The 17,094-nt window shown below is 72.7% G+C and carries 15 protein-coding genes and 1 tRNA gene; 1 reads left to right on the plus strand and 15 read right to left on the minus strand.

Annotation, left to right across the window (positions count from 1 at the left end; translation table 11 throughout):
- Window positions 1–116: 116 nt before the first annotated feature.
- Window positions 117–701, minus strand: a complete 585-nt coding sequence (locus VHW64_RS07865; protein ID WP_329649975.1) for an ANTAR domain-containing response regulator — start codon at window positions 699–701, stop codon at window positions 117–119.
- Between the two features lie 64 nt (window positions 702–765).
- On the opposite strand from VHW64_RS07865, the gene VHW64_RS07870 reads away from it, so the two are divergent.
- Window positions 766–848, plus strand: a tRNA-Leu gene (locus VHW64_RS07870).
- Between the two features lie 39 nt (window positions 849–887).
- Here VHW64_RS07870 and pyk read toward each other — a convergent pair.
- The 14 genes from pyk to priA all read right to left on the minus strand — a co-directional run bounded on the left by pyk (window position 888) and on the right by priA (window position 17,086).
- Window positions 888–2,333: a pyruvate kinase gene (gene pyk, locus VHW64_RS07875; RefSeq protein ID WP_329649976.1), complete on the minus strand. Its 1,446-nt coding sequence runs from the start codon at window positions 2,331–2,333 to the stop codon at window positions 888–890.
- 77 nt (window positions 2,334–2,410) lie between these two features.
- Window positions 2,411–3,910 (minus strand): glutamate synthase subunit beta, encoded by a 1,500-nt coding sequence (locus tag VHW64_RS07880; protein ID WP_329649977.1) that lies wholly within the window; start codon window positions 3,908–3,910, stop codon window positions 2,411–2,413.
- On the minus strand, window positions 3,903–8,462 hold the full coding sequence (gene gltB / locus VHW64_RS07885) for a glutamate synthase large subunit (protein WP_329649978.1): 4,560 nt from the start codon (window positions 8,460–8,462) through the stop codon (window positions 3,903–3,905). The genes VHW64_RS07880 and gltB overlap by 8 nt, the downstream gene beginning before the upstream one ends.
- Before the next feature lie 203 nt (window positions 8,463–8,665).
- On the minus strand, window positions 8,666–9,703 hold the full coding sequence (gene lgt, locus VHW64_RS07890) for a prolipoprotein diacylglyceryl transferase (RefSeq protein ID WP_329649979.1): 1,038 nt from the start codon (window positions 9,701–9,703) through the stop codon (window positions 8,666–8,668).
- Between the two features lie 12 nt (window positions 9,704–9,715).
- Complete coding sequence (locus tag VHW64_RS07895; protein ID WP_329649980.1) at window positions 9,716–10,330, minus strand: SCO family protein; 615 nt, start codon at window positions 10,328–10,330, stop codon at window positions 9,716–9,718.
- Window positions 10,323–11,132 carry a tryptophan synthase subunit alpha gene (trpA, locus tag VHW64_RS07900; protein WP_329649981.1) on the minus strand — a complete coding sequence of 270 codons (810 nt, stop codon included), beginning with the start codon at window positions 11,130–11,132 and terminating at the stop codon, window positions 10,323–10,325. Before trpA ends, VHW64_RS07895 begins: the two co-directional genes overlap by 8 nt.
- Window positions 11,129–12,274: a tryptophan synthase subunit beta gene (gene trpB, locus VHW64_RS07905; protein ID WP_414690472.1), complete on the minus strand. Its 1,146-nt coding sequence runs from the start codon at window positions 12,272–12,274 to the stop codon at window positions 11,129–11,131. Before trpB ends, trpA begins: the two co-directional genes overlap by 4 nt.
- Window positions 12,275–12,339: 65 nt before the next feature.
- The gene (trpC, locus tag VHW64_RS07910; protein WP_329649983.1) at window positions 12,340–13,119 is read right to left on the minus strand and encodes an indole-3-glycerol phosphate synthase TrpC; all 780 of its coding nucleotides are present in this window, start codon (window positions 13,117–13,119) and stop codon (window positions 12,340–12,342) included.
- 119 nt (window positions 13,120–13,238) lie between these two features.
- The gene (locus VHW64_RS07915; protein WP_329649984.1) at window positions 13,239–13,670 is read right to left on the minus strand and encodes a DUF2752 domain-containing protein; all 432 of its coding nucleotides are present in this window, start codon (window positions 13,668–13,670) and stop codon (window positions 13,239–13,241) included.
- Window positions 13,670–13,870, minus strand: coding sequence for an HGxxPAAW family protein (locus VHW64_RS07920; RefSeq protein ID WP_329649985.1), 201 nt, complete (start codon window positions 13,868–13,870; stop codon window positions 13,670–13,672). The genes VHW64_RS07915 and VHW64_RS07920 overlap by 1 nt, the downstream gene beginning before the upstream one ends.
- A gap of 44 nt (window positions 13,871–13,914) precedes the next feature.
- A complete protein-coding gene (locus VHW64_RS07925) occupies window positions 13,915–14,454 on the minus strand; it encodes a Trp biosynthesis-associated membrane protein (RefSeq protein WP_329649986.1) in 540 nt (179 codons plus the stop codon).
- Window positions 14,455–14,479: 25 nt separating this feature from the next.
- Entirely contained in the window at window positions 14,480–14,848 is a 369-nt protein-coding gene (gene hisI / locus VHW64_RS07930; RefSeq protein ID WP_329649987.1) for a phosphoribosyl-AMP cyclohydrolase, read from the minus strand.
- A 706-nt stretch (window positions 14,849–15,554) separates the two neighbouring features.
- Window positions 15,555–16,337: an imidazole glycerol phosphate synthase subunit HisF gene (gene hisF, locus VHW64_RS07935; RefSeq protein WP_329649988.1), complete on the minus strand. Its 783-nt coding sequence runs from the start codon at window positions 16,335–16,337 to the stop codon at window positions 15,555–15,557.
- Window positions 16,334–17,086 (minus strand): bifunctional 1-(5-phosphoribosyl)-5-((5-phosphoribosylamino)methylideneamino)imidazole-4-carboxamide isomerase/phosphoribosylanthranilate isomerase PriA, encoded by a 753-nt coding sequence (gene priA / locus VHW64_RS07940; RefSeq protein ID WP_329649989.1) that lies wholly within the window; start codon window positions 17,084–17,086, stop codon window positions 16,334–16,336. The genes hisF and priA overlap by 4 nt, the downstream gene beginning before the upstream one ends.
- Window positions 17,087–17,094: the final 8 nt, after the last annotated feature.

Raw genomic sequence — 17,094 nt, forward strand, 5'->3', positions numbered from 1 at the left:
TTCGGAGGGCCAGTCCGACCCCCGACATGGGTTTTGCGCAGATCGCAACACGCTGGACACTGTGTGGCGGGACCAAAGACGGCTTGCGGCAGAGGCCTACGACCCCTCGGAGGCACCTATCCCACGCCGTGCTCGACGACGCCGTCGGCGACCTCGCGCATCGAGCGCCGCAGATCCATGGCCGTCTTCTGGATCCACCGGAACGCCTCCGGCTCGCTCAGCCCGAGGTCCCGCTGGAGGATCCCCTTCGCCCGGTCGACGGCCTTGCGCGCGGCCAGCTGCTCGCCCAGGTCGGCGACCTCCTGCTCGAGGGCGGACAGCTCGGTGAAGCGGCTCACGGCGATCTCGATGGCCGGCAGGAGGTCGCCGCGGGTGAACGGCTTGACCAGGTAGGCCATCGCTCCCGCGTCGCGGGCCCGGTCGACCAGGTCGCGCTGGGAGAACGCCGTCAGGATGACGACCGGGGCGATCCGGGCCTGGGCGATCCGCCCGGCGGCCGCGATGCCGTCGAGCACCGGCATCTTCACGTCGAGGATGACCAGGTCGGGACGCTCCCGCTCGGCGAGCTCGACGGCGGTCGCGCCGTCGCCCGCCTGGCCCACCACGGCGTACCCCTCGTCGGCGAGCATCTCGGCGAGGTCCATCCGGATGAGGGCTTCGTCCTCGGCGATGACGACGCGCCGTGGCTCCGAGGTGGTCACCCGTCCAGGCTATCCGGGCCGGCCCGCCGGCACGGTCGGCGTCCGGTAGGTTTGGCGGTCGCCGGCCGGGTTGGCGGAACGGCAGACGCGGCGCCCTCAAAAGGCGTTGTCCGAAAGGACGTGTGGGTTCGAGTCCCACACCCGGCACCCACCGGACTCGGCCCGGACTCCCGCGGGACCGAAGCCTCAGAGGCGGCGATAGGCCGGTGCGACCTCGTTGATCGCGTCGCCCATCCGGTGGATCCGTAGGGCGTTGGTCGAGCCCGGGATGCCGGGCGGCGAGCCGGCGATGATGACCACGAGGTCGCCCTCCGCGACCCGGCCGATCTCCAGCAGCGCCTCGTCGACCTGGCGGACCATCTCGTCGGTGTGCTCGACCGGCTTGGTCAAGAAGGTCTCGACCCCCCACGACAGGGCCAGCTGGGAGCGCACCCTGGCCTCGGTGGTGAAGGCGAGGATCGGGACCCGGCCGCGGTAGCGCGAGGCGCGCCGGGCGGAGTCGCCGGACTGGGTGAACGCCACGAGGTACTTCGCGTCGACGCGGTCGGCCACCTCGGCCGCGGCCTTGGCGATGACGCCGCCCCGCGTCAGGGGCTGCCAGTCGATCGCGGCCATGCTGGTCAGCTCGTGGCCCTCGGTGGAGGAGATGATGCGGGCCATCGTCTCGACCGTCTCGACGGGGTACTCCCCCACGCTGGTCTCGCCCGAGAGCATCACCGCGTCGGCGCCGTCCAGGACGGCGTTGGCGACGTCGGAGGCCTCGGCCCGGGTGGGTGCCGGGCTGCTGATCATCGACTCGAGCATCTGGGTCGCCACGATCACCGGCTTGGCGTTGCGCCGGGCCTTGTCGATGACGCGCTTCTGGAGGAACGGCACGTCCTCGAGCGGGCACTCCACGCCGAGGTCGCCGCGGGCCACCATGAACGCGTCGAAGGCCTCCACGACCTCGTCGAGGTTGTCGATCGCCTGCGGCTTCTCGATCTTGGCGATCACCGGCAGCAGCACGCCCTCCTCGCGCATGATCAGGCGCACGTCCTCGACGTCGGCCGCCGACCGGACGAACGACAGCGCGATGTAGTCGACGGAGGTCCGCAGCGCCCAACGCAGGTCCTCGACGTCCTTGTCGGACAGGGCCGGCACGCTGACGGCCACCCCGGGCAGGTTGAGGCCCTTGTGGTCGCTGACCTTGCCGCCGACCTCGACCCGGGTGGTGACGTCGTCGCCCTGGACCTTGACGACACGCAGCCGCAGCTTGCCGTCGTCGACCAGGATCGGGTCTCCCGGAGCGACATCGCCGGGCAGCCCGTCGTACGTCGTCCCACACAGCCGGGCGTCGCCCTCGACGTCGCGGGTCGTGATCACGAACTCGTCGCCGGCGGCGAGCTTCGCCTTGCCGGAGGCGAAGGTGGCAAGCCGGATCTTCGGGCCCTGGAGGTCGGCCACGATGCCCACGCCGTGCCCGGTGGCGTCCGAGGCCTGGCGGACCAGGTCGTAGCGACGCCGGTGGTCCTCGTGGTTGCCGTGGCTCATGTTGAGCCGGGCGACGTCCATGCCGGCATCGACGAGGCGCCGGATGGACTCGGGAGTGTCGACGGCCGGACCCAGCGTGCACACGATCTTGGCTCTTCGCACGTCCCTCAACCTAGCGCGTGTTGGATCGTTCCAACATTTCGTCCCGAACCTTGCCGAACGGGCCCCGGCAGGCGCAGTCAGACCACGAGGGGGCGCGCCGTCGGGGCGATCGGGCTCGGCAGGCTGGTCTCGCCGGTGAGGTAGCGGTCGACGGCCGCCGCCGCGGACCTGCCCTCCGCGATCGCCCAGACCACCAGCGACTGCCCGCGCCCCGCGTCGCCGGCCACGAAGACGCCGTCCACGCTGGTGGCGTACGACGCGTCTCGCGCGACGTTGCCACGCTCGTCGAGGTCGACCTCCAGCTGCTCGAGGAGCCCCTCGCGACGCGGGCCGGTGAACCCCATCGCGAGCAGGACCAGCTGGGCCGGGATCTCCCGCTCGGTGCCCGCCACCGGCTGGAACGACGCGTCGACCTCGACCAGTCGCAGACCGCGGACGGCACCGGCGACGTCGCCGAGCAGCTCCTGGGTCGAGACGGCGAAGACCCGGTCGCCGGCCTCCTCGTGGGCCGAGGAGATCCGGAAGACCATCGGGTACGTCGGCCACGGCTGACCCGCCGGTCGCTCCTGAGGCGGCTCGGCGAGGATCTCCAGCTGCGTCACCGAGCGCGCGCCCTGACGGGTCGCCGTGCCGAGGCAGTCGGCGCCGGTGTCGCCACCGCCGATGATCACGACGTCCTTCCCGTCGGCGGTGATCTGGTCGCCCTGCCCCGGCGCCGCGTCGAGGCCGAGCGAGGCGCGGTTGGACTGGGGGAGGTACTCCATGGCCTGGTGGACGCCGGCGAGGGCTCGGCCTGGCACCGGGAGGTCGCGGGCGACCGTGGAGCCGACGGCGAGCACCACCGCGTCGTAGCGGGCCCGGAGGGTCTCACCGGTGAGGCCGGTGCCGTCGGGGCCTGCGGAGCCGACCTCGACGCCGGCGCGGAAGACGGTCCCCTCGCGCCGCATCTGGTCGAGCCGCCGGTCGAGCACCGCCTTCTCCATCTTGAACTCGGGGATGCCGTAGCGCAGCAGGCCCCCGATCCTGTCCGCACGCTCGTAGACCGCGACGGTGTGACCGGCCCTGGTCAGCTGCTGTGCGGCTGCCAGCCCGGCGGGCCCCGAGCCGACCACGGCGACCGTGCGTCCGGAGAGCCACTCGGGTGGTCGTGGCCGGACGTACCCGGACTCCCAGGCCCGGTCGACGATCGCGACCTCGACGTTCTTGATCGTGACCGGTCCACCCGACGATGCCGGGTCGATGCCGAGGACGCACGCCGTCTCGCAGGGCGCGGGGCACAGCCTCCCGGTGAGCTCGGGGAAGTTGTTGGTCGCGTGGAGCCGGTCCATGGCGCCGTCCCAGTCGTCGCGGAAGACCAGGTCGTTCCACTCCGGGATGAGGTTGCCCAGAGGACAGCCCTGGTGACAGAAGGGGATGCCACAGTCCATGCACCGCGAGGCCTGGGTGGCGATGATCGGCAGCAGCGCCCGCCCGGGTCCACCGGGGTAGACCTCCTGCCAGTCTCCGACGCGCTCGGCGACCGGGCGCCGTTCCGCCACCTCGCGGGGGTGGCGCAGGAAGCCGCGTGGGTCAGCCATGGAGCACCTCCATGACCCGCTGGTCGACCTCGTGGGCGGGGACGCCCTCGCGCTCGGCCTGCGCCCTCGCCTCGATCACGCGGCGGTAGTCGCGCGGCATCACCTCGGTCAGCCTCGCGAGGGTGCTCGGCCAGTCGGCCAGCAGCGACGACGCGAGCTCCGAGCCGGTCTGCTCCGCATGGTGGGCGACCAGCGCGCGCAGCTCGTCGGCCATGCCGTCCGGCACCGGTCCGAGGTCGACCAGCTCGAGGTTGACCCGCTGCTCGTCCAGATCCAGGACGTACGCCGTGCCACCGCTCATGCCGGCGGCGACGTTGCGCCCGGTCGGGCCCAGCACGACCACGCGGCCACCGGTCATGTACTCGCAGGCATGGTCTCCCACCGCCTCGACGACAGCCGTCGCGCCGGAGTTGCGGACGCAGAAGCGCTCGCCGACACCCCCGCGCACCAGGATCTCCCCCGAGGTGGCGCCGTAGCCGATGACGTTGCCCGCGATGACCTGCTCGTGCGCCGCGAACGACGCCGCCCGGTCTGGCCGGACGACGATCCGGCCGCCCGAGAGGCCCTTGCCCAGGTAGTCGTTGGCATCGCCCTCCAGGCGCAGCGTGATGCCGCGCGGGAGGAAGGCCCCGAAGGACTGGCCGGCGGAGCCGACCAGCGTGAGGTCGACGGTGTCGTCAGCCAGCCCGGCCGCGCCGTAGCGCCGCGTCACGTGGTGTCCCAGCATCGTGCCCACCGTCCGGTTCACGTTGCGAACGGCGAGGCGTGCCCGCACCGGCTCTCCACGGTCGAGCGCCGGGCCGGCGAGCGCGATCAGGTCGTTGTCCAAGGCGCGGTCGAGCCCGTGGTCCTGCTCCCGGACCCGGCGCAGGCTCTGTCCGGCGAGCTGGTCGCCGACCTCGGCGACGTGGAGGAGCGGCCTCAGGTCGAGCCCCGCGGCCTTCCAGTGGTCGACGGCGGGAGCGACGTCGAGGGTCTCCACCTGGCCGATCGCCTCGTCGAGCGTGCGGAAGCCGAGCTCGGCGAGTAGCTCGCGCACCTCCTGCGCGACGTACTCGAAGAACGTGACGACGAACTCCGGCCTGCCCGAGAACCTCTCCCGCAGGACCGGGTTCTGGGTGGCCACGCCCACCGGGCACGTGTCGAGATGACAGACCCGCATCATCACGCACCCGCTGACCACCAGCGGGGCGGTCGCGAAGCCGAACTCCTCGGCGCCCAGCAGTGCGGCCACCACGACGTCCCGACCGGTCTTGAGCTGTCCGTCGGTCTGGACGACGATCCGGTCGCGCAGGCCGTTGACCAGCAGGGTCTGCTGGGTCTCGGCGAGCCCGAGCTCCCACGGACCACCGGCGTGCTTGAGCGAGGTCAGCGGCGATGCGCCGGTGCCGCCGTCGTGCCCCGAGATCAGCACGACGTCGGCGTGTGCCTTCGAGACCCCTGCCGCCACGGTCCCGACGCCGACCTCCGCCACCAGCTTCACGTGCACCCGGGCGGCGGGGTTGGCGTTCTTCAGGTCGTGGATCAGCTGGGCCAGGTCCTCGATGGAGTAGATGTCGTGGTGCGGTGGCGGGCTGATCAGGCCGACCCCCGGTGTCGAGTGCCGGGTCCTCGCGACCCACGGGTAGACCTTGTGACCGGGCAGCTGGCCACCCTCGCCCGGCTTCGCGCCCTGCGCCATCTTGATCTGGAGGTCGTCGGCCTGGGTGAGGTAGTCGCTGGTGACCCCGAAGCGGCCGGAGGCGACCTGCTTGACCGCACTGCGGCGTTCGGGGTCGTGCAGCCGGTCGGTGTCCTCGCCGCCCTCGCCGGTGTTCGACCGGGCGCCGATCCGGTTCATCGCGATGGCCAGCGTCTCGTGGGCCTCCTGGCTGATCGACCCGTACGACATGGCGCCGGTGGAGAAGCGCCGGACGATCGCCGAGACCGGCTCCACCTCGTCGACGGGGATCGGCGCGCGTCCCGTCGCGCTGGCCTCCTTGAACCGGAACAGCCCGCGCAGCGTCATCAGACGCTCGGACTGCTCGTTCACCCGCGCGGTGTACTGCTGGAAGACGTCGTAGCGTTGGGTCCGGGTCGAGTGCTGGAGGCGGAAGACCGTCTCGGGGTCGAACAGGTGCGGCTCGCCGTCCCTGCGCCACTGGTACTCACCGCCCACGGTCAGCTCGCGGTGCGCCGGACTGATCCCGCCCCGGGGGTACGCCGTGTGGTGCCGCAGGGCGACCTCCTCGGCGATCACGTCCAGGCCGATTCCCCCGAGCTTGGACGTCGTCCCCGTGAAGTACCGGTCGACGACCGCCTGCGAGAGCCCGACGGCCTCGAAGATCTGGGCGCCGGTGTAGGAGGCGACCGTCGAGACGCCCATCTTGGACATCACCTTCAGCACGCCCTTGCCCAGGGCCTTGATCAGGTTCGCCACCGCGGCCCCGGGCTCGACACTCACGTGGTAGCCGTCTCGGGCGAGGTCCTCGACCGACTCCATGGCGAGGTAGGGGTTGACCGCGGCCGCGCCGTACCCGATCAGGAGCGCGACGTGGTGGACCTCGCGGACGTCGCCCGCCTCGACCAGCAGCCCGACCTGGGTGCGGGTCTTCTCGCGTACGAGGTGGTGGTGGACCGCGCCGGTGAGCAGCAGCGAGGGGATCGGCGCCAGCTCCGCGGTGCAGTGCCGGTCCGAGAGGACGATGACCCGGGCGCCGCCGGCGATCGCCGCCGACACCTCCGCGCAGACCTCGTCGAGCCGCCGGGCCAGGGCGGCGCCGCCGCCTGCCACGTCGTACAGGCCGCGGCTGACGTGGGTGATGAAGCCCGGCATGTCGCCGTCGCGGTTGATGTGCCGGATCTTGGCCAGGTCGTCGTTGTCGAAGACCGGGAACGGCAGCGCGATCTGCCGGCAGCTGGCGGGGGTCGGGTCGAGGAGGTTGGCCTCCGGACCGATCGAGCCGGCCAACGAGGTCACCAGCTCCTCGCGGATCGCGTCCAGGGGTGGGTTGGTCACCTGGGCGAACATCTGCGCGAAGTAGTCGAAGAGCAGCCGTGGCCTGTCGCTGAGCGCCGCGATCGGCGTGTCGGTGCCCATCGAGCCGATCGGCTCGGCGGCGGTGCCGGCCATCGGGGCCAGCAGCGTGCGCAGCTCCTCCTCGGTGTAGCCGAAGACCTGCTGACGGCGGGTGACCGAGGCATGGGTGTGGACGACGTGCTCACGCGCGGGGATGTCGTCGAGGTGGATGAGCCCGGCGTGGAGCCATTCGTCGTGCGGGTTCTCGGCAGCCAGCTCCCCCTTGATCTCGTCGTCCTCGATGATCCGGTGCTCGTCGACGTCGACCAGGAACATCCGGCCCGGCTGGAGCCTGCCCTTGCGCACCACGCTCGCCGGGTCGAGGTCGAGCACGCCGACCTCGGAGGCCAGCACCACCAGGCCGTCGTCGGTCACCCAGTAGCGGCCGGGACGCAGGCCGTTGCGGTCCAGGACCGCCCCGATCTGGGAGCCGTCGGTGAACACGACACAGGCGGGGCCGTCCCACGGCTCCATCAGGGAGGCATGGAACTCGTAGAAGGCACGACGCTGCGGGTCCATCTCGCGATGGTTCTCCCAGGCCTCGGGGATCATCATCAGCACCGCGTGAGGCAGGCTGCGGCCACCCATGTGCAGCAGCTCGAGCACCTCGTCGAAGCTGGCGGAGTCCGATGCCCCGGGCGTGCAGATCGGGAACAGTCGCTCGAGGTCACCGGGGATCAGGTCCGACGACAGCAGCGCCTCACGAGCCCGCATCCAGTTGCGGTTGCCCATCACGGTGTTGATCTCGCCGTTGTGCGCGATGAAGCGGAACGGGTGGGCCAGCGGCCAGCTCGGGAACGTGTTGGTCGAGAAGCGCGAGTGGACCACGGCCAGCGCGGAGGCGAGCCGCTCGTCAGCGAGGTCGGGGTAGAACGTCTCGAGCTGGGCGGTCGTCAGCATGCCCTTGTAGAGCAGGGTCCGGCCGCTCAACGACCCGAAGTAGACGTCGGTCTCGTGCTCGGCCCGCTTGCGCAGGCAGAACGCCATCCGCTCCAGCGCCGCACCGGTGCTGCGCTGACCCCGGGCCTCGAGGAAGAGCTGGCTGAGCAACGGCATCGCGGCTCTCGCGCTCGCCCCGAGCCCGGTCGGGTCGACGGGGACGTCGCGCCAGCCGAGGAGCCGCAGGCCCTCCTCGTCGGCGAGCTCCTCGACCCGCCGACGGATCTTCGCGACGTCGTCGGCATCGGCGGCTCCGCCGGGCAGGAACGCCGTACCCACGGCGTACGCCCCGAACGAGGGGAGCTCGAAGCCCGCGACCTCGCGCAAGAACGCGTCGGGGACCTGGATCAAGATGCCGGCGCCGTCGCCGGAGCTGGCCTCCGCGCCCGCCGCGCCCCGATGGTCGAGGTTGCGCAGGGCGGTGAGGGCCTGGGCCACGATCGTGTGGCTGGCCACGCCGGTGAGGGTCGCCACGAACGCGACCCCGCAGGAGTCGTGCTCGAAGCGTGGGTCGTAGAGGCCTTGCGCGGGGGGACCCGCCTGGAGCGCGCGCATCCGGTGCTCCCGTCGTCGGCGCCCGGTGTCAGCGACAGGGGGCGATCGGGCGAGGCTGCCGGGGACGGCGTTGGCCCAAGCGCTGCCAGGATAACCACGGCCCCGCATGATCATGCGGGCTTCTTGCTCCGTGGGACACCGCTGACCCGGCACAGCGGGTCATAGCTCAGGGGTCGGCCAGGAGGACGCGGGAGAGCGACGGGTCAGTCGGGCGTGTCGAGGGATCTCCTGCGCGTCTTCTCCGGCGAGGAGGCCGCGGCTTCGATCGGGTCGTCGTCGGCGGCGACCTCGGACCCTCCGGCCGGACCGGGCTCGCCGAGCTCGGCGGGGTCGGTCTCCCCCGCCGCGTCGCCGTCACCCGGCTCGGCCTCTCCCGATGCCTCGCGCTCGGCGCCGAGGCGCTCGTCGGTGTAGACGATGGCCTCGCGCCCGGGCCGCTTCCGGCCGGCCACGACGAAGTAGACCGACGCCAGGACGAACAGCACCAGGGAGGTCCACACGTTGAGGCGCAGACCCAGGACGTGTTGGTACTCGACGTCGTCGATGCGCAGCATCTCGATCCAGCCGCGGCCGGCGGTGTAGGCCATGACGTAGAGCGCCACGACGCGGCCGTGGCCGAGGTTCCACTTGCGGTCGGCCCACAGCACGAAGCCGAAGGCCCCGAGGTCCCAGACGCACTCGTAGAGGAACGTCGGCTGGAACGTGGCGTACTGCTCGTAGCCAGGAGGCCGGTTGGCGGGGTCGATCTTGAGGGCCCACGGCGCCGTGGAGGGCTTGCCGAAGAGCTCCTGGTTGAACCAGTTGCCCCAGCGGCCCATGGCCTGGGCCACGAGCACGCCCGGCACCATCGCGTCGAGGACGGGTGGCACCCGGATGCCCTTGGTCCTCGCCCCGATCCACACCCCGATGGCGCCCAGGAGGATCGCCCCCCAGATCCCCAGGCCGCCGCGCCAGACGTACAGCGCGTCGATCGGCGTCCGACCGGCCCCGAAGTAGAGGTCGTGATCGGTGATCACGTGGTAGAGCCGGCCGCCGACGACGCCGAACGGCACCGCCCACAGGGCCAGGTCGGTCACCTCGCCGCGGGTGCCGCCGCGGGCGACCCAGCGGCGTTCGCCGATCCAGATGGCCGCGATGATGCCGGCGATGATGCACAGCGCGTACCCGCGGATCGGCAGCGGCCCCAGATACCACACACCCTGGGACGGGCTCGGGATGAACAGCGATGTCACGGCAGTCACGAGGACGCTCTCCTACGCAAGTAGCTGATGGATGTCGTGGGCGAGCTCGGGCGCGGTCGTGCCGAGGGTCCAGACCACGGGCACCGTGTCCTTGCCGTCGATGGCGAGCACCTGCGTGCCGTGGGCGACGTCGTAGCCGCCCGACGGGAGCCGATGACCCTTCGCCACCGGCACGCCGACCGCGGTGGCCACCTCCACGATCGTGCCCAGCGGCCCGGTGAGCCCCACGAACGACGACGAGAAGTGGTCGAGCCAGTCACGCACCACCGGGCCGGTGTCACGCGCCGGGTCGGTGGTCACGAACACGACCTGCGTGGCGGCGCGGTCGCGCTCGTCGAGCTGGAGCATCGCCGAGGCCAGGGTCGCCATCGTCGTGGGGCACTCGTCGGGACAGTGGGTGTAGCCGAAGAACACCAGGGTGAGGCGACGGTCGGTGGTGTCGGCCAGCGAGAACGCGCGGCCCGAGGTGTCGCGCAGCTGCGTGGTCGGTACGTCGTACGGCCGAGGCAGCACGGCTCCGGCGAACGCGTCGGCCGAGCCCTGCGCGCAGGCGCTCAGCAGCACGCCGGCCAGGGCCGCCACGACCACGGTGCCCCGCCATGGTCGTGAGGGTCCGCTCCTACTCACCGCGAGCTCCCCGGGCGAGCTCGTCGGTCAGCGCCCCGAGCGCACCCTGGGCCTGCGTGGCGTCGTCGTGGTCGAGCAGGCACCGGACGAACGCCGAGCCCACGATGACCCCGTCGGCGTACGACGCGACCTCCGCGGCCTGGGCACGGGTGCTGACGCCGAGCCCGACCGCCACCGGGGTGGCGGCGCCCGCGGCCGCGATCGCCGCCTTGGACCGGGCCACCAGCGGCTCCGCCAGTCCGCTGGTCGTCGTGCGTGCGCCGGTCACGCCCATCACGGCGGCGGCGTAGACGAAGCCCCGACACGCAGAGGTGGTCAGGGCCACCCGCTCGTCGGTCGACGAGGGAGCCACGAGGAAGACCTTGTCGAGGTCGTGCGCGTCGGCCACCGCGATCCACTCGGCGCCGCTGTCGGGAGTCAGGTCGGGCGTGATCAGTCCCGCTCCCCCGGCGCCGGCCAGGTCGGCGGCGAACCTCGCGACGCCGTAGCGGTCGACAGGGTTCCAGTAGGTCATCACCAGGACCGGGACGCCGGTGGTCGCGACCGCCTCGACGGTGCGGAGCACGTCGCTGGTGCGGACCCCGCCCTCGAGCGCGCGCTGGGCGGCGGCCTGGATGGTCGGCCCGTCCATCACCGGGTCGCTGTAGGGCAGGCCGACCTCGATCACGTCGCAGCCGGAATCGACCATGGTCCGCAGGGCCGAGATGCCGCCCTCGACGCTCGGGAACCCGGCCGGGAGATAGCCCACGAGCGCCGCTCGTCCCTCGGAGCTCGCCCTCTCGAAGGCACTCGCGACGCTCACTGGCCCTCCGTCTGGCCGAGGTGGAACCACTCGATGGCGGTGCCCATGTCCTTGTCGCCGCGGCCCGAGAGGTTCACGAGCAGGATGTCGTCGGCGTCGTAGGCCCGGGCAGCGCGGAGCGCGCCGGCCACGGCGTGGGCGGACTCGATGGCCGGGATGATGCCCTCGGTGCGGCTCAGCAGGGCCATCGCGTCCATGGCCTCCGCGTCGGTCACCGGCGCGTACGTCGCGCGGCCGGAGGCCGCCAGATGGGCGTGCTGGGGGCCCACGCCGGGGTAGTCGAGCCCCGCGGAGATCGAGTGGGACTCGATGGTCTGGCCCTCCTCGTCCTGGAGGACGTAGGTGCGGGCGCCGTGCAGCACGCCGCGGTCGCCGGCCTTGATGGTGGCGGCGTGCCGACCCGTCTCGAAGCCGTCACCGCCCGCCTCGAACCCGAGGATCTCGACATCGTCGTCGAGGAACGCGGTGAACAGCCCGATCGCGTTCGAGCCGCCGCCCACGCAGGCCGCCACGCCGCGCGGCAGCACGCCGTACTGCTCCAGGCACTGCGCGCGAGCCTCGTCGCCGATGCCGCGGGTGAAGTCGCGCACCATGCTGGGGAAGGGATGAGGGCCGGCCGCGGTCCCGAAGAGGTACGCCGTGCGGTCGACGCTGGCGACCCAGTCGCGCAGCGCCTCGTTGATCGCGTCCTTGAGCGTCGCGCTCCCGGAGTCGACCGGCACGACCCGGGTGCCGAGCAGCTGCATCCGGGCGACGTTGAGGGCCTGCCTCTCGACGTCGACGGCGCCCATGTAGACGGTGCAGTCGAGCCCGAAGTACGCCGCCGCGGTCGCGCTGGCGACGCCGTGCTGGCCGGCGCCCGTCTCCGCGATGACCCGGGTCTTTCCCATCCGCCGGGTCAGCAGCGCCTGGCCGAGGACGTTGCGGATCTTGTGGGCGCCGGTGTGGTTGAGGTCCTCGCGCTTGAGAAGGATCCGACAGCCGGCCCGCTCCGAGAGGCGCCGCGCGTCGTAGAGCGGGCTGGGCAGGCCGGCGTACTCGCGGGACACGGTCGCCAGCTCGTCGGTGAACCCGGGGTCGGCCATCGCCTCCTGCCAGGCCACGGTCAGCTCGTCGAGCGCCCCGACCAGGGCCTCGGGCATGAACCTGCCGCCCCAGCCGCCGGTCTCGCCGCCGAACCAGCCCCGCTCGTCGGCGTCCCACCTCGTCACGCGGTGATCCCCGTCATCGCCCGGACACCCGCCTCGGGGTCGCCCTCTGAGACCAGCGCCTCGCCCACCAGCACCGCGTCGGCCCCCTCGGTCACGAAGCGGCGGACGTCGTCGGGTCCGCCCACGCCGCTCTCGGCGACCCGGACGGCGCCCGGCAGCTGCGGCGCCAGTCTCCCGAACGTGCTCGGGTCGACCTCGAGCGTCTTCAGGTTGCGGGCGTTGACCCCGACCAGGACGGGCCCGAGCTCCGCGGCGCGCTCGGCCTCGGGCTCGTCGTGCACCTCGACCAGGGGGGTCAGCCCGAGCTCGCACGCCGCGTCGTACATGGCGCGCAGCAGGTCACCGGGCAGCGCCGCCACGATCAGCAGCGCCAGGTCGGCACCGTGGGCGCGAGCCTCGAGGAGCTGGTAGGGGTCCACGACGAAGTCCTTGCGGAGCACCGGGATGTCGACGGCCGCGCGGACGGCGTCGAGGTCGGCCAGCGAGCCTCCGAAGCGGCGCTCCTCGGTGAGCACGCTGATGGCGGCTGCCCCTCCGCGCTGGTAGGCGGCGGCGAGACCGGCCGGGTCGCCGATCTCGGCGAGGTCGCCCTTGCTCGGGCTGCGACGCTTCACCTCGGCGATGACCGCGGAGCCCACCCCGCGCAGGCGCGGCAGCGGATCGAGGGGCGGCGGCACGTCGAGCAGGCGTGCGCGCAGCTCTGACTCCGGCGTAGCCGCGCGGCGCGTCGCGAAGTCCTCGCGCACGCCCGTGACGATGTCGTCGAGCACGGACATGCGGGGCCTCCAGTGCCTCCTCGGTCAGGTCGGAACGGCGCCAAGCCTCTCACGCACCGCCAACCCGGCAGGACGCCGCCCGGCTGGCGACCGGCGCGCAACCGGATCGTGGCGCGGGCTCAGGGAGCCAGCCAGCTACCGGGCAGGTTGCGCGCGACCATGAACGCCGTCACCGCCACGACCACCCCGATCCTGACCCACGACGGGACCGGCGGCACCACGGCCACCTCGCGGCCGGCCCAGGCGGCGTGGCTCCACCGCACGAACAGGACTACGGCCACCGGGATCGTGAGCACCAGGAGGAGGTTGCTCGACGCGGCGGCGCCGAGGTGACCGTTGCCCAGGTCGTTGACGGCGCGCAGGCCGCCGCAGCCCGGGCAGTAGACACCGGTCAGGGCGTAGAGCGGGCACACGCCCCACGAGTGGCGCACGTGGGGATCCCGCACGTGCAGCGCCAGCGTCGCCGCACCCATCAGCGCCGCGCCGACCAGCGGGCCACGGATGCGCCGGGCCCGCGGCCGCAGGCCTGGTGGAGCCGCCGTCAGGGTCATCAGTGACCGGAGCTGTTCAGCCCCATCTTGGCCATCACCACGAACACCACCAGGGAGGCGACGCCGATCGCCACGCCCACCCAGAAGACCGGCAGGCTGATCGGGTCGAACATGAGCCCGATCCCGGCCACGACGAAGCCGAGCATCGCGACCGTCACCGCAGCCCAGGCGGCTGGGGTGTTGCCGTGGTTGTCAGACATGCAGGGCTCCTCGAAGGCACCTGAGCGGTGGGGGTGCTCGCATCCTAATGGTCCTCGCCCGCGGTCGGATCACGCCCCTCGTCGATGGCGCGCCACAGGTCGATGTCCTCCATCTGGGCCGGATCCGGTGGCGGCGTCGGGCCGCCCGGCGCGTCGTACCTGGTGCCCATCTCGGGCCAGCTGCGCACGTGGCGTACGGCGAGCAGGGCCGCCAGCAGCGCGATCACAGCGACGAGGACCCCGGCGTACCACCAGGCGGTGGTGTGCGCCCCGACGGGCGAGCTGCCGACGCTCACCGTGGCGGACCGGGCCGACGTGAGGGCGGACGCGCGGCCGACCACGGCGGTCGCCACGAGCCCGACGGCGACGACCACCCCCAGCAGAGACAGAACCCGCCGCGCGGGGCCGCGGGTCACCAGCAGGACTCCCCACGCGGCCAGCCCCACCAGCCCGAGGGCGCCCGCCAGCGGGACGTGACCGCCCGACTGCTCGACCAGGGCCGAGCCGGCGCGGGAGTCGGGTCTCGCCCAGGGCTTGTCGCCGGCCAGGGCGCTCAGTCCGGTCCCGGCCACGCCGAGGAGCACGACCGGAGCGAACCAGCGCCGACCCTCAGGAGGCTGCGGCGCCATCGCCCGGACCGACCTCCCAGACCTGGCCGTCGTCGAAGCAGGTGCGGGTGCCGGTGTGGCAGGCCGGACCCTCCTGGTCGACCTGGAGCAGGACGGTGTCGCCGTCGCAGTCCAGGCTGACCCGACGCACCCATTGGCGGTGACCCGAGGTCTCCCCCTTGGTCCAGTACTCCTGGCGGCTGCGGCTCCAGTACGTCGCCCGGCCGGTGGCCAGGGTGCGGGCGAGGGCCTCGTCGTCCATCCAGCCCAACATCAGCACCTCGCCGGTGTCGTGCTGCTGGGCGATCGCGGGGACCAGCCCGGCGTCGTTCCGCCGGAGACGGGCGGCGACGCGGGGGTCCAGATCCATGGGCCCGAGTCTTCCACTGCCCCGTTCGGACCTGCGCGGCGTCCGCCAACGACGTCTCAGGAAGGTAAAAGTTTCGGGGGCCTCCCTCGATCGTGCGCCGGGACGCTCCGGTGGTGCGGTGGCTCGGCGGGCGACCGCGAGCGGCCGCCCGCGGCGACCGCGTGGAGCGGGCACGGGCACGGTGAGCCGCGAGCCGGTGCGAGCCGGTGACTCCTCAGCGGGCACCTCAGGACCCGTGCACGATCTCGTGGGCCCTGGGGCTCCTGAGGCACGAAACCGCCAGTGCAACACGGGTTTTGGATGCTGAACACGTGGCCGTTCGCCCCGATGGCTCCCCGGAGCGGCTGCGGGCCCGCCGTGGGCGTCGGGCGAGCGGCGGTCAGGGATGCTCGGCCGGTCGGACCTCGAGTCGGCGGCGGGTCGACCACGCCGGGGACGGCACGCAGGCAAGGTCTGGCCCGCCCGGGCCGCGAGCCCCTCGCCCCGCGCTGAACGTCAAGTTTCTCCTAAGTCGGCCCGTGAGAAGAGGTTGGTTCGCTACCTTCGTCAGCACGTGGCCATACCCCCCAAGCCCATGGTCACTGCGAACGGCGCTCGCGCTCTCCATGCGAGCGCCGTTCTGGGATTTCCGGGCTCTCCCGCGTGATGAGCCCTCCCTGGGTCGGCCCACGAAGGGTCGGGTTGCGGGTCGGGTTGCGGCGTGGCGTCAGCGGACGGCGTGACCGGCCTCGGCGAGCGCGGACTTCACCTCGCCGATCGTCACGGTCCCGAAGTGGAAGACCGTGGCGGCCAGGACGGCGTCGGCGCCCGCGTCGACGGCGGGGGGGAAGTCGGCGGCGGCCCCGGCACCGCCCGAGGCGATGACCGGGACCGTCACCGCCGAGCGCACCAGGCGCAGCAGCTCGAGGTCGAAGCCGGCCCGCGTGCCGTCGGCGTCCATCGCGTTCAGCAGGATCTCGCCGGCACCGAGCTCGGCGCCGCGCCTCGCCCAGGCGACCGCGTCGAGCCCCGCGGAGGAGCGTCCGCCGTGGGTGGTGACCTCGAACCCCGAGTCGGGCCTCGTGGTGCCGGACGACCCGTCCTCGGCGCGGCGCGCGTCCACCGAGAGGACCAGCACCTGGGAGCCGAAGCGGTCGGCGATCTCGCCCACCAGCTCGGGGCGGCGGATCGCGGCGGTGTTGATGGCGACCTTGTCGGCACCCGCCCGCAGCAGCCGGTCGACGTCGGCGACGCTGGAGACGCCGCCGCCCACCGTCAGCGGGATGAAGACCTCCTCGGCGGTGCGCGAGACCATCTCCATCGTCGTGGCGCGGCCCTCGTGGGAGGCCGAGATGTCGAGGAAGGTGAGCTCGTCGGCGCCCTCGGCGTCGTAGCGACGGGCGAGCTCGACGGGGTCGCCGGCGTCGCGCAGGTCCGCGAAGTTGACGCCCTTGACCACGCGCCCTCCGTCGACGTCGAGGCAGGGGATCACCCGGACCGCCACGCTCATGGGTCGCTCGACGGGGCGGCACCCGTCGAGACCCTGGCCAGGGCCTCCTCGAGGGTGAACCGCCCCTCGTACAGCGCGGTCCCGATGATCGCGCCCTCGACGCCCTCGGGCACGAGCCCGGCCAGAGCCTCCAGGTCGCTCAGCTCGGTGACTCCCCCGCTGGCCACGACCGGCCGGTCGGTGGCGGCGCACACCTGGCGCAGCAGGGCGAGGTTGGGCCCTTGGAGCATGCCGTCCTTGTTCACGTCGGTGACGACGTAGCGGGCGCAGCCCTCGGAGTCGAGCCGGGCGAGCACCTCGTAGAGGTCGCCGCCCGCGCGGGTCCAGCCGCGAGCGGCGAGGGTGCGACCGCGGACGTCGAGCCCGACGGCCACGCGGTCGCCCCACGTGGCGATCGCCGACGCGCACCAGGGCGGCTGCTCGAGCGCCGCGGTCCCGATGTTGACCCGGCGGCAGCCACTGGCCATCGCCGCGGCCAGGGACTCGTCGTCGCGGATGCCGCCGCTGAGCTCCACCCGGATGTCGACCCGGCCGACGATCGAGGCGAGCAGCTCGCGGTTGTCGCCCCTCCCGAACGCCGCGTCGAGGTCGACCAGGTGGATCCACTCCGCGCCGGCCTCCTGCCAGCGCAGGGCGGCCTCGAGCGGGTCGCCGAAGCGCTTCTCCGAGCCCGCCACACCTTGGACCAGCTGGACGGCCCGACCGTCGGCGACGTCGACGGCGGGGAGCAGCTCGAGCCGGGTGGACACCGCCCGAC

It is taken from the genome of Nocardioides sp. (assembly GCF_036267815.1).
Lineage (GTDB): Bacteria > Actinomycetota > Actinomycetes > Propionibacteriales > Nocardioidaceae > Nocardioides.

Coding starts and splice junctions, on each gene's coding strand:
- VHW64_RS07880 (WP_329649977.1), bottom strand. CDS start 3,910: ATGGCTGACCCACGCGGCTTCCTGCGCCACCCCCGCGAGGTGGCGGAA.
- gltB (WP_329649978.1), bottom strand. CDS start 8,462: ATGCGCGCGCTCCAGGCGGGTCCCCCCGCGCAAGGCCTCTACGACCCA.
- trpB (WP_414690472.1), bottom strand. CDS start 12,274: ATGCCCGAGGCCCTGGTCGGGGCGCTCGACGAGCTGACCGTGGCCTGG.
- trpC (WP_329649983.1), bottom strand. CDS start 13,119: ATGTCCGTGCTCGACGACATCGTCACGGGCGTGCGCGAGGACTTCGCG.
- VHW64_RS07915 (WP_329649984.1), bottom strand. CDS start 13,670: ATGACCCTGACGGCGGCTCCACCAGGCCTGCGGCCGCGGGCCCGGCGC.
- VHW64_RS07920 (WP_329649985.1), bottom strand. CDS start 13,870: ATGTCTGACAACCACGGCAACACCCCAGCCGCCTGGGCTGCGGTGACG.
- hisI (WP_329649987.1), bottom strand. CDS start 14,848: ATGGATCTGGACCCCCGCGTCGCCGCCCGTCTCCGGCGGAACGACGCC.
- hisF (WP_329649988.1), bottom strand. CDS start 16,337: ATGAGCGTGGCGGTCCGGGTGATCCCCTGCCTCGACGTCGACGGAGGG.